The organism is Novosphingobium resinovorum (genome assembly GCF_027922145.1).
Classification (GTDB): Bacteria; Pseudomonadota; Alphaproteobacteria; order Sphingomonadales; family Sphingomonadaceae; genus Novosphingobium; species Novosphingobium resinovorum.
Genome location: NZ_BSFC01000018.1, coordinates 17,845 through 29,484 on the forward strand (window position 1 = coordinate 17,845; position 11,640 = coordinate 29,484).

At 61.3% G+C, this 11,640-nt stretch carries 9 protein-coding genes; 2 read left to right on the forward strand and 7 right to left on the reverse strand.

Annotation, left to right across the window (positions count from 1 at the left end; genetic code table 11):
* The first annotated feature begins 134 nt into the window (after nucleotides 1–134).
* A complete protein-coding gene (locus tag PKE80_RS09880; RefSeq protein ID WP_095687535.1) occupies nucleotides 135–737 on the forward strand; it encodes a TetR/AcrR family transcriptional regulator in 603 nt (200 codons plus the stop codon).
* A gap of 276 nt (nucleotides 738–1,013) precedes the next feature.
* Here PKE80_RS09880 and PKE80_RS09885 read toward each other — a convergent pair whose 3' ends face one another.
* On the reverse strand, nucleotides 1,014–1,931 hold the full coding sequence (locus PKE80_RS09885; RefSeq protein ID WP_095687534.1) for a recombinase family protein: 918 nt from the start codon (nucleotides 1,929–1,931) through the stop codon (nucleotides 1,014–1,016).
* Between the two features lie 405 nt (nucleotides 1,932–2,336).
* Nucleotides 2,337–3,488: a tyrosine-type recombinase/integrase gene (locus PKE80_RS09890; RefSeq protein WP_017181641.1), complete on the reverse strand. Its 1,152-nt coding sequence runs from the start codon at nucleotides 3,486–3,488 to the stop codon at nucleotides 2,337–2,339.
* A 167-nt stretch (nucleotides 3,489–3,655) separates the two neighbouring features.
* Between PKE80_RS09890 and PKE80_RS09895 the strand changes: the two genes are divergently transcribed.
* Nucleotides 3,656–4,639, forward strand: coding sequence for a hypothetical protein (locus PKE80_RS09895; protein WP_271182341.1), 984 nt, complete (start codon nucleotides 3,656–3,658; stop codon nucleotides 4,637–4,639).
* Between the two features lie 167 nt (nucleotides 4,640–4,806).
* Here the strand turns inward: PKE80_RS09895 and PKE80_RS09900 are convergent, their stop codons facing one another.
* The 5 genes from PKE80_RS09900 to PKE80_RS09920 all read right to left on the reverse strand — a co-directional run bounded on the left by PKE80_RS09900 (nucleotide 4,807) and on the right by PKE80_RS09920 (nucleotide 10,766).
* Complete coding sequence (locus PKE80_RS09900) at nucleotides 4,807–5,763, reverse strand: TniQ family protein (protein WP_103097969.1); 957 nt, start codon at nucleotides 5,761–5,763, stop codon at nucleotides 4,807–4,809.
* Nucleotides 5,760–6,617, reverse strand: coding sequence for a TniB family NTP-binding protein (locus PKE80_RS09905; RefSeq protein ID WP_069710383.1), 858 nt, complete (start codon nucleotides 6,615–6,617; stop codon nucleotides 5,760–5,762). Before PKE80_RS09905 ends, PKE80_RS09900 begins: the two co-directional genes overlap by 4 nt.
* Nucleotides 6,596–8,305 (reverse strand): TnsB C-terminal domain-containing protein, encoded by a 1,710-nt coding sequence (locus PKE80_RS09910; protein WP_271182342.1) that lies wholly within the window; start codon nucleotides 8,303–8,305, stop codon nucleotides 6,596–6,598. The genes PKE80_RS09905 and PKE80_RS09910 overlap by 22 nt, the downstream gene beginning before the upstream one ends.
* Before the next feature lie 677 nt (nucleotides 8,306–8,982).
* The gene (locus PKE80_RS09915; RefSeq protein ID WP_271182343.1) at nucleotides 8,983–9,180 is read right to left on the reverse strand and encodes a hypothetical protein; all 198 of its coding nucleotides are present in this window, start codon (nucleotides 9,178–9,180) and stop codon (nucleotides 8,983–8,985) included.
* A complete protein-coding gene (locus PKE80_RS09920; protein ID WP_271182344.1) occupies nucleotides 9,177–10,766 on the reverse strand; it encodes a hypothetical protein in 1,590 nt (529 codons plus the stop codon). The genes PKE80_RS09915 and PKE80_RS09920 overlap by 4 nt, the downstream gene beginning before the upstream one ends.
* Nucleotides 10,767–11,640 lie beyond the last annotated feature (874 nt).

Sequence of the window (11,640 nt, forward strand, 5' to 3'; positions counted from 1 at the left end):
AATATAATTCGAAAGATAAATTTCTCGGCCAGCTTGGCCAGATCGGGACAAGCGGTTAGATCTGAAAAATGGACATAAACGAGCTTGCCACAGACCCCCCCCCGTCCCGCTCGGACCGAACCCGGCTGCGCATAATGCGCGTCGCCGAGCGTTTGTTCGGCGCAGAGGGCATGAACGGCCCCTCCCTCCGCCAGATCGCAACCGCCGCCGGGCAAAGCAACGCTAGCGTCATCCAGTACCACTTTGCCGACAAGGACAACCTGGTCCGCGAGATCATGCTGAACCGGGTCATCGAAATGGAACCGGCTCGCGCCGCCATGCTGACGACCGCAGAGAGTAACGGCCAACTCGGCAGTCTCGAGACTCTTCTGCGTATCCTGTGCATGCCTCACATCGCCCTACGCGATGACGCCGGGCGTTTCCCCTTCGGTGAGTTCCTGCTGGATTTCATGCTGCGGTATCGCGGACCATCGGCTTCGACGCACCCGTTCGACGCGCAGCCCAATCTGGTGCCCTGCCTTGTGCAGACGCTGTCGCTAATCGATGCCCGCCTACACTACATGGACCGCGCTATTGTCTCGCACCGAACCATGACCGCAGTAGTCATATTTCTCCACAACCTCATACGGGCGAGCGAGCAAAAGCTCGTCGGCCCACCCTTCGATCTGCAGATCGAAGACGCAATCCTGATGGGCACCCAGGCGATATTGGCCCCCTTGCCACCGCTGACCATTTAGGGGCTATTTGAACGGTTATACCGCCCTGATTCGACAAATTGCCGAGGCAAATTCGTCTCCGAGACGGGCTATTTATCTATCGGCCAGCGCCGGCCGTTCCTGAAACGATCGTTGGGGCTTCGGGAATGGCGGATGTTGGATCGGGACCCGTCATTCCCGGCCCAGCTCGCGAACGTCGGTTTTGTCCCAGATCACGTTAGAATCGGTCTGCTTGATTCGCCCGAGGCGGGCAGCGCACCGCTAACGGAATTCTTATTTCGTGCTCCTCCTCTACGCTCATTCGCCAATCTCCTGGGCCGGCGACCTATTAGGAAGAACGCCTAGACCTTGGGCCTGGGCGATGATGCGTCTCACGCCCTCAGGTGACCATTGCATCCCCCCTCGCGGGGTTGGCTCTCGCAAATCCTTACTCAACCAAGCCGCAATGCCGCGCAGCGTGGCGTTTGGCTCAGTTCTGAGCTTGTCGGCGACAAGTAGAGCAACGCGGCTATCACGCGAAAGGCGCGGCGCCGTTTCAAGGATCACAGGATCTGCGTACCCTGCATCAACAAGCGTTCGGCACGCCTTCACCAGCGTGCGTTCAGAAAACGAGCGCACCGGGGGCTTGAGCGTCCGAATGTGCCGCAACACCAACGCCCAAGGCAACTGCGGCCGCAAGCGCTCAACGAGCGGCAGCCAACCCCGCCGGCCATCAATCAGTTCGTGGAGATGCTTTTCCCTCAGGCTGTGACGCAAGTTATCGATTGCTGACGGATCCCGTGCGCGCATTTTCGGATTTCCCGGCTTAGCGCCGCGCGCGACAGCCGCCTTGAGGCCGGCGCGCGTACGCTCGCGAATAAGCGCCCGTTCGAACTCTGCAAAGGCGCCAAGCATCTGTGTCATCAGCATGCCTTGCGGGCTGCTGGTGTCGATCGGATCGTTGATCGAGCGAAAATACGCGCCCTTCTCACGAAGCGCTTCGACCATTTCCAGCAAATGCGACAACGATCGTGCGAGGCGATCAATCCGCACAACCACAAGGGTGTCCCCCTGCCCTACCGCTGCGAGCGCGTTGGCTAGTTTTGGTCGGCTCCGGCTAGCGCCGCTGGCCCGGTCCTCGAATATGGTCATGCAGCCGGCGCGCCGGAGCTCAGTGAGTTGCGCGAAGGTATCCTGTTCGTCGGTAGATACGCGGGCGTAACCAATAAGGGGCATTTGTCACAATCCATCTAATGGGAACAACCGACCGGTTGTCCCCGTATGGTAATTGCTTGAGCCCCGGTTGACCATCGTCCGAGGCGGATCAGATGCCTGGCACCCATCCCGTTTGAACCGAGTGTGCGGACGTTGAGAGAAGCCCCCTGCCCCGCCTGTCCTAGCCTGTGGATGCGCTAAGAAAGTGTCGCCGAAAAACGCTGGAGATCAGCCACGCAGCATCCAGGCGTCCGGCGGTATTCTTCCCTGAATCCAGCCGTATTCTTTCAACGCAGGATCCAGAAATTGGGCGGCGCCGGAGCGTCTGTCGGACGCCAAAATAGAGCGCAATGGCGTGCAATGCGCTGTTATTGAGCGCCACAATAGACTGCATTCAAAGGGCGCAGCAGCGGCAGGCAGATCCGGTTACTGATCGGCGAACCGCTTGGCCAATCTGGCGCTTGCCCCACTTTTAGCGGCAAGCTTTGAGCCATACCGCAAGACGGTACGCGCATCGCGCCACCGGTAGGCCTGCATGATAGCTGGCAGTCCTTCTCCTGCCGCAAAATTGTCCTGGGCCACCCCGACCCGGATCGAATGTGACGAGACCGTGCTGAGCCAGCGGTCGCGTTCGGCTTCGCTCATTTCACCGAGCAGGCCCTTCTCCCAGGCGCGACGGATGAGCCGCCTGTAAATGAGTGTGATGCTGTTCGGGTGCAGGCGCTCGGTGCCGATGCTGTCGATCGAGCCGTCGAAGTGCGTCGTCACGCGGCGCAGCAGCGGACCCTTGTCCACCCTGCCCGCTTCACGCCAGCGGGCAATCGCCGCCATCGTCGCGGGAGAAAGATAAGCCTCGGCTCCGGCTTGCTTTCGGTCGGTCTTGCTTGAAGGGATGTGCAACAAACCGGCTCCGTCGCTGTCGGGCCCCTCGATATGCCCGACATCGATCGCGACCAGTTCCGAGCGCCGCGCGGCTGTATCGTAAGCGATGCGCAACATGGCCGCGTCGCGCATCCCCAATTCATCGCGGCGGCAGGCCTTGAGCACATGGGCCAGGCACACGCCAGAGGCGGGACTGTCGAGATCAGCGATGTCGCCCTTGAACCGGATGGCGCGCGCCTGCCTCTGGCGCACGCCGAGATGATTGCGCGCCGCCTTGCGCTCGAACTTGACCAGCGCTGCGGCGGTCGGATCCGTCAACCCTGCCATGCGGTAGGCCCACCCGACATGGACGAGGTAGCGCTCGATCGTGGCCATGGCGCGGGTCTTTACGGACGATGGATCGATCCCGGCAAGCGCACGGATCCAGGCGGCGACGTCGGCGGGTTCGGCCGCACCCGGTACAATCCGGCGTGAGTGGCACCACTGTCCCCACAAAGTCAGGTCCGAGCGGAACGCGCGCCGGGTATTGATCGACCAGCCCCGCATCGCGGCGTCGAGCAAGGCCTCGTCGATACCGCCACCCGGACGGGTTCCCGTCCCAATCAGGGCGCGGACATCGGCAACGAGATCGGCCGGCTCGACGCTCAGCGGCACGAGGGCGCTGCCTGCGGCGGGTCTGGGGTGCTTTTTCGGCATGGGGACGACGATAACCGGGCGTTTCGCTTATGTATAGCCTCACGATAAGCATCTATTATCAACACTAGGACGTAGGGCTCGTGGACTGAAGAACGGTTTCCGTCTAGTATCGCGTCATGAACCGCCCTCCCATGCCGCTCAGCGCGATCGCCTGGACCCCTGACCTTGTGAGCGCACTCGCCGACGCCAGCAGCGCGATCGGGCGGCTTGATGCTAGGATTTCCGCCACTGCGCTCGCTCCTGCCTGGCACCTGCGCGCCAGCTGGACCGGCTACGCCAAAGCGCTCAGCCTGCAACATCTCGAAATTGAGGAAATCGATATTATTTCGCGGCAATGTGGCCTTCAGCTGGCCGGAAGGCCGCGTCTTGAAACGGCAGGGGCTCCATTTTCCGCGCTTGAACCCTGGCGGAACCGGCTCGCCGAGAAAGAGGGCAGGCACTGGCGCGAGGATCTGCCGTTCAGCTTCGATCTGCCCGCAGGGTGGGACGAAGCCCCTGCCCTCGCACGCGCGCTCGCGCTGCTCGATGACTGGGCACGGCGCGACCGCACGATCACGCCGTGGCTGGCGTTCCCGATGGTTCTGCGGCGCATGGGGTTAACGCAGCGCACCTTGCCCTGCCTCGTCATGGGCGATCCCGGACAGCGCTTTGTGCAGGGTGACCGCCCTGCCCTGCTCAAGCGGCTGCTGAAGCAGCTACGCCGCAGCGCCGAGGACGGTCTGACCCGGCTAGAACGGCTCGAAGATACCGTGCAGCGAGGCGCGGCGACAATCGCCGCGCAGCATCGTCCCGGCAAGCTTGCCGACCTTGGCCGGCTCGCCCTCACCCGTCCCTGCCTGGCCGCTCGCTCACTCGCTCCCGAGCTCGACCTCACCGTGTCGGGCGCAGGCAAGCTACTCGAGCGTGCGACCAGCCTCGGCCTGCTGGTCGAAATATCCGGGCGCGGAACCTGGCGCTCCTATGTCACCCCCGACATCGCCGTCTCGCTCGGCTTGGTCGCTCCGATGCGGGGACGCCCCCGTCTAGTGCCTGCCCCCTCACCAACGCTGGATTCGGTCCTTGCAGCGTTTGATGCCGAATTGGCCGAGTTCGACACTCGCATTGCGGGCCTTGGCGGGCCCGATCTCGCTGGTTCGACTATAAACAATTGATATAGCTTGGCAATTATGAGGCCGCCGGAAACGCCCCTTGCAGCGCGATAACCGGCCTCGGGCTGCCCGGAGTATGCAAATGCCGTAAATGCGCTCCACGAGCTTCTCAGGGCAGATTTCGACATGATCGCCCCTTCGTCCACCAAGGCGGCCCCGGATTGGCACCCTCACGAGGGAAATCGGCCAAATTGGGCTTCAACTTGAGTCTGGGCATCGCGGCGCACCCGCAGATGGGCATACGCGAGCACGAGGTCGAGCACGCCAGCGTCATGACTACCCGGCCGTAGACTGCCCTTGCTGATGCGCCAGCGACGCGGTGGCAGTTTCGGCGGCTGCAGTGTCATCACCTCTCGCCCTGGACGCCCGGGCAATTCCAGCGCCACCAATCGCTCGAATCCCCACGTCGCCTTGCCCACCCGGCTGTGCGCCAGTGCCAGCATCGCGATCCGATCGTGTGCGAAGTGAAACAGGTTCGCCTGAAAGCGATCCACATAGGCTTTCTTCTCCCCCTTGAACCGCTTGCGGCTTGCCCGCACGAGTGTGTCGACGCCCTCGGCGTTCCATTCGACCAAGCGCGGATGAGCCCCGAGCTTCCAGCGCAAACTCTCTGCGCGGGCCACCGCCCCGCTCAGCCACGAACCGACAGCCTGCTCCGACATCGCTCCATCCGCCACCGGCAGTGCACAGAGCGGGAGAGCGTGCACTTGGCACCGCCAGCTCATGCGCAAGATCCATTCCTTGCGGATGATTGGGGCCCGGCCATCCCGCAGGGCCTGCTGCCAGCAGAGCGGACAGACATATCGGCGCTGGCGGCGCGGCAGAACCACCGAAGCCTCGACGTTGAGGAAGGTTCCTTCGATCTGTTGGACCTCAATCTCAACCGCCCAGGCCAACTGACCAATCACTTGATACACGGCGAAGTACTGCTCATTGGACAAGCCGCATGTGCCGCGGGCCAGATCCAGGCTGGCAATCGCCGCTTCAAGACCAAGGTGCCGAAACAGCGCGGGTCGCGTGGTTTCGTGCGCGGCCGCAACCCGATCGATCCAGGAATCAAAGCACTCGTCGGCCTGCGGGCGGACCCGGAACGCCAGCGGCTGCGGCTCCAACGCCAGTACGGTCATCGCGCCGCATAGTTCGGCAGCAACACCGCCGCCTCGCGAATATCCGCGAATTCCACGCGCGCTCTGCCATGTTGATACGCCACTTTCTGGCCCCAGTGCAGCAGGCGCTTGAAGTTTCCGGTCACCCCAAGGCTTTGCTCCCAGAGAAAACCGGCGACCTCCGGCTCGGCAAGGCGATCCGGCTCGATCAGTCCCATCCCCTGCCCGAGTACCCGAATGAGACGTTGCGTCGGCGCTCCCTGTGGCCAGGGCTTAAGTCGCAAGATGATCGAGCGATAGGCAAGCTCGACGTCCTCGGTAAAGATATCGGCGGCGACGTCGAGTCCTGCGACCACCATCGGTACATTGCCCTCGCTCATTAGGAAGCGGAACGCATCAAGCGTATCGCGGCGCGCTCTCCCGCTGGCGGTGAGGATCGCATGAACATTGTCGATCCCGATGAGCCGGGTGTGTTGACGCCGCAAGAGTTCGACGACCTTAAGGTCTGCAATGCGGTGGGTCTTTCCGGTGATCGGCCAGCCTTGCTTCCACAGCAGGGTCAGGTTGATCTTGAGGGCGGTCGAACCCGAAGGGATGACGGTTCGCAGCATCGGTTGATAGCGGGCATCATCAATGCTGAGCGGCTCGGGAAAATCGTGGGCAATCCGGCGCTGGGCCTCGCGCAGAATCGAGGTTTTGCCCATGCCCGACTGCCCGACCAATACCACACAGGTCGGCCGTTCGTCGGGTTCGTCATGGGCAAGTTCGACCAGAGTTTCGACATGCTGGCGGGCTTCATCGAAATCGATCCAGAAGGCCTGCGACAGCGCCGAGCCGCCAGACATAGGGGCAGTCATTCGATCCGTTTCAGCCATGTATCTTCCCCCAACTCCGCCACGGGAAGCCAATTCGACGCGGGTTCTGCCGTGGCTCGCGCCGGTGCCCGTGTATGGGATGTTCCCTCGCGCTCCGCTCGTTTTCGGGCCTCACGGGCGCGCCGGGTCTTCGCAGTTGCAGAGAGAACATCGCTGCGATTGGCATGGATCAGGCGCGCGGCTTCGGCGCGCGCGCCGTTATCCTGATAGGCCCTGCCGGCCCGGAACCGTTCGTTCCGCGCCGCTTCCCATTCCGCCAGGCTGACATCGGGATAATGCCCGACAACCGCTGCTGAGACGAAGCCACCCTCCACTTCCGGATAGACCTCCTGGATGGTGCGCTCGTCGAAGTGAACCATGACTTTCTGGCCGATCCGCGATGCAAGGCTGGTGTGCCAGTACCGACGATAGCCAATCTGGATTCCGTAGGCCTTCACCGTTCGCTCAACCCATGGCAGGAAACGGCGGACGAGAGCCGTTTCGTCGAGGCCGAGCGGAACCAAAGGCCCTTGGCTCCTCGCCTCCTCGGCCCAAGCCTGCGCCGGCGCACAGCCGCCCAAGCCGGCGTGCGGCTCGGCGTGATAGAGACAAATTGCCCGAACAAACCAGCGTTCAAACTCATCGATGGTCATCGCAGCGGCCGCACCAGCGTCATAACCGTCGCGCTTGGTGGCGTTTGCTCCCGTCGCACCGGGCAACAAGCGCATCTTGGCCATCATCGTTCCAATCAGGCGCTCGATATGGCCACCGAAATGCGCGGGGCCACGTGGCCTGACATCCGGATCGATGCCGTGGGAAAGGCACGCGGACCGGAAGGATTGTGCACGATGTGCTGCCGCATGGTCAGCGTGTAGCCGCTTGAATAGCCCATGCATTGGGTAGTCGACATCAAGCTGTAACGCCTGCAAAAGGCTATGCTTTGGCAGGATCGCATTGGCGATCGCACGCCCGCATCGAAATATCGAGGGATCCCCAAAGCTCACATAGAAGCCAAGGATACATCGGGTCCGCACTTCGATTAGCAAGGTCACCCAAGGGCGCCCCAGCTCTTTGCGCTGCACGCTGTCGACAAGGATTACATCGGCCCGCGTATGATCCATCTGAACGAGGTCCAGGAAGCCCCGGCTTAAATACTCACCCGCATGCGGCTCATGTGCACTGCGCGTCTTCGAGCCCATCATGGTGCGTGCCCGCACCGGGTCCGATATCGCCGCAATCGCCCGCTCAATGCTGCGTTCGCTTGGCACTTCACTGGCTTCAAAACGATAATCGCCGTTGTCGGCGATTAGGAGTCCGCGAACCTGACGAGCAGTTTCCTTCATGCTCGCGCCGGCCTTGCGCAAGTGAATCTCGCCGATGAGCGTGTCGATCGCAGCCAGCACGGTTGGGCCACCACGTCGGCTTCCTGGTTTGGGTCCTTTGGGCAACGACGCCAACGATTCTGCGACGGGGTGATCTCGGAATCGCCGGGCGAGTTCGCGAATTCGTCGTTCCTTGAGTCCGGTTACGGTCGAAATTGCCACGACTGCCTGCGCCGTCAAAGGCGCATCAAGCGGAACGTACTGGCGAAACGCTGGATACAGCGCCGTGCCTGTTGCCAATGCAGCTTCTGAACGACGAGCCGAAGGCGGCGGCTTGCGTGCAATCATGGTGCTGAATTCCACCAGAAATTTCACGCTCAATGTCATCTATTATGGCACAGTGCGCAAATAGATTCGCACGTGCGTCATTGAATGCTGCGATACCTTTGATGTATCTGGTTGTTTTTACGTAATTTATGCTGCTTGCAGCCTTCTTTGGCCGGCGACAGCAGGCATCGTTTCGGCCATTGCCCGCCCCACGCATGAAGCCGCTGGTGCTCCAAGGAACGGTTTTACCTGTCGCGCAGGATGCTCGAGCGTCGCGCCCGCTGCAGGCTTAGAATGCCGAAAGGGACGGCAGGCCGCTGTGCGGGCTCTGGAGCGCAGTTCGAATGGGATAAGTCGGTACCCCCGATGAACTTCAGTCGATCCCGTGAGCCTCCGAGCCAATTCGTTGGTTCCGAAGTGTGACTGTTGCGGTCGGCCGTTATCCTCCATGGCGGAGGCCCGAGCAATGCATGCATTTGCTCTCCCGCTAGAAGGGCGCGCGCGAAGGATTTCTGGTATCCGGGTGATCTTGGGATCTTGTCCGGGTTCCGACACGATTTTGGCACCTTTTTGCCTAACCCGCACCTTCCCTGCGGAGCCCCCTGGCGGCCATTTGGATGACTTGATGGCCCCGAGTGACCCATTACACCGCGAGGCGCTCAGAGTGCTCCTGAGGGCGAAATAGAGCTCTTTCTCTATTTGTTCTACTGCCCCAACATCAGGAGGCCCCGCATCGATCAAAGCAGCAGGTGTCGTTCGTCAGTTGGCGCACTCGAACTGGCTGGCGTAAAGCCCCAGACGGGCAGCCGCCTTGCCCGCAATGTCGATCGTGCAAAAATCGTTTCAAGGGCTGTTCGCAGCTTGCTTCTCAGTTCGGCATGCTCATCGTCGGTTGACGACATCATGCTAAAGGTAATCTGAACGATCTTCTTCAAATCCGGACCGCGATGATCTGTTCGAGTTCGATCGGCGTCTGACGAGACAGCAGGGTCATATCGGTCGACGTCCAACGGTTCTCGCGCGCAATCGTCTGAAACACCTCCCGAGCCGACCGCTTATCGACGAGCTTGGCGAATACGTGCTCGAGAGCAGTTCCCAACTTCGGGTCCACATTGCCCTTCGCGAATTCCGATGCCGGACCGACGGTGAAACCAAGAAGATTGCCCTGCCTTTTCGCTGCGTAGTCCGCGATAAGGATAGAAGCATCTTCGCCCGGTCCTACATCCCGCGGCAGTCTCACCGCTGCATTGAGACTGGGCGGGTCGATTGCGTAGAGGGTCTCCCGCGCTGCTTCAAGGATGCGTTTGACCACCTCGGCCTCGTCGCCAGCAATGGACCCCCAGTAATCGTCCCAAGCCCGAGAATAGCTCTCGGCTCGCGACAGGTCCTTGAGCTCGACTTCCAGGTCACCGGCAAGCGTGAGGATAGCATCTTCATCAAAGTACCCCCGAGCGGCACCATCAAAGATAATGCGGTCCAGTTCGTCCGGGTAGGAGAACTCCAGGCGAGCCAACTGCCGGCGCCAGGTGATGTTCTGCGCTGCACCTGCGCCGCAATCGTCTGGCTCGCGTACGAGCTCGTCCACAAGCGGGTCGAAGGATTTTAGATATTCTGGCGACGGCGCCCGATCGGGTTCGAATACGGCCCATCCCGCCAGTGCGACCGAGGTGATGACCCGGTCGACAATCGCCTTCGGCTTGCCGGCCAGTATCTCGAAAACCTTGCCGGTCAGTACGCCGTTCTTGCGGACCACGCAGATGTTCGTGATCTCGAGGGCTTCCACGTGATCGCGCAGCTGGGCAACCCCATCGGCGCCGTCCTCCAAGGCTATCCGGGCGGCCTCGGCCGGCGTCGGGACAAATGCCAGCGCGACATCGATGACCTTTCCAGGAGCCGTTGCATATCCTCCCGCTGGCAAGGCTTCAGCGCCCCGTCGTTGGAGGAGAGCCACACTGGAGTTTCGCTCCTCCTTGAGGAAGGAAATCAGCCCGAGGACATCCTTCGCCGCAAGCGCCCTCCCTGCCCTCTCCAAATCATCAAGACAGATTATCTGATCGCGAACGAGCAGAAACGATGATCGGGCAATGAGGCCGCCAACTGCTCCGAAGTTCACGCAGCCGATCGTCAGCATGCTAGAGGCAACGCCCAATGCACGCCGGACCTTGCGCACGCCAGTTTTCGCATTCGCCCACACTGACGCGCGCGTATCCCAGGTAGCTGCACCACCTGCGTTGCTCGCAGGCACCGTGTTCTCATAGATGGCGTGCCTGAGCTCATCCAGGGAATTGAGCCCAAAGCGGGAGACGCAGGCGTAGTTGCGCGTGATGAGTGATTTCCGCGCGGCCTCCGCAAGGTACTGCTTCCACGCAAACGTCTTGCCGACACCCCACGGACCCATCACACAAAGGGCCTCGGCCCTGTCACTGGCAAGGAAAGCTGTAATCTCGCGGGCAGCGTGTTTGGCGGTAATGCAGTGGTTAGCCTTGAGGGTAAGGGAGAGACGGTTAGTGGGAATTGGCATCCGATGGGCTGCGGTCCTGCTACCATATCTCATCTATTCAAAAGGAGAGGATCGTGCCGAAGGCACCGTTAGTTCCTTTAGAAATAAGGATAGAAAGTTACCGGGCGCTCGCTCTGCCTGCGACTCGCGATTTCGCCCTGAGTCGCGGCGATGCCCCTGTTCCTGAAATACCGTTGGATCGTTCCTGAAGTACCCAATCGAGCGTTCCCGATCTCCCGTGTTTCGGTTCCTGAAGTACCGAGCTGGCGTTCCTGAAGTACCGCGATTCGCCGAATGACCAGCCTGATTTCCCGTTCCCGTTATACCGTGTGTGACTATCTCTCGAGCAGCGCCAGAGGCTCGTAAAATATCTTTTACGAGCCGAAATCCAGCTAGTTAACCCCGCAATCTCGGGTGTTTTTCGCCCTCTGAGGTGGTGGAAGGCCTCGTCGCATGCATCCGCTCCGAGGAACATCGCGATTAGGCATTGGCCTGCCGAGCGCTTTCATAGGGTTCGGGACTTCAGGAACGCACCTTGAAGACCCCGCCACGGCTGCTCTGTCAGGACGTCTAGGGAGGCGGAGGGACATGGTCTTGCATGTCGGCAGAGGACGTCGAACCGGGATAAATGCGAAATCTCGTCCTCCTGTTCGGTACTTTAAGAACGCAGGCCAGCGCCGTTCTCTGCAGACCGACGGCTTCTGCGTACCAATAGAACGGCCAAGGTTGGCTGTGCACGGTATATCGGGAACGCGGGTGTGCCATTTGTACGGGCTGCGGTGCTGCCGTTTCCTCGCAAGGGAGGCTTGCCGTCGGCCCGGCGGTCCGTGCGATGAACCCTTATAGGGCGAACGGTGAGGGCCGTACTGCCTGGCACTTGACCGCCCCTGCCCCC

What these genes read in the sequence shown, in the direction of transcription:
- PKE80_RS09880 (WP_095687535.1), top strand. Translation starts at nt 135, where the DNA reads ATGCGCGTCGCCGAGCGTTTGTTCGGCGCAGAGGGCATGAACGGCCCC.
- PKE80_RS09885 (WP_095687534.1), bottom strand. Translation starts at nt 1,931, where the DNA reads ATGCCCCTTATTGGTTACGCCCGCGTATCTACCGACGAACAGGATACC.
- PKE80_RS09890 (WP_017181641.1), bottom strand. Translation starts at nt 3,488, where the DNA reads ATGCCGAAAAAGCACCCCAGACCCGCCGCAGGCAGCGCCCTCGTGCCG.
- PKE80_RS09900 (WP_103097969.1), bottom strand. Translation starts at nt 5,763, where the DNA reads ATGACCGTACTGGCGTTGGAGCCGCAGCCGCTGGCGTTCCGGGTCCGC.
- PKE80_RS09905 (WP_069710383.1), bottom strand. Translation starts at nt 6,617, where the DNA reads ATGGCTGAAACGGATCGAATGACTGCCCCTATGTCTGGCGGCTCGGCG.
- PKE80_RS09910 (WP_271182342.1), bottom strand. Translation starts at nt 8,305, where the DNA reads ATGACATTGAGCGTGAAATTTCTGGTGGAATTCAGCACCATGATTGCA.
- PKE80_RS09920 (WP_271182344.1), bottom strand. Translation starts at nt 10,766, where the DNA reads ATGCCAATTCCCACTAACCGTCTCTCCCTTACCCTCAAGGCTAACCAC.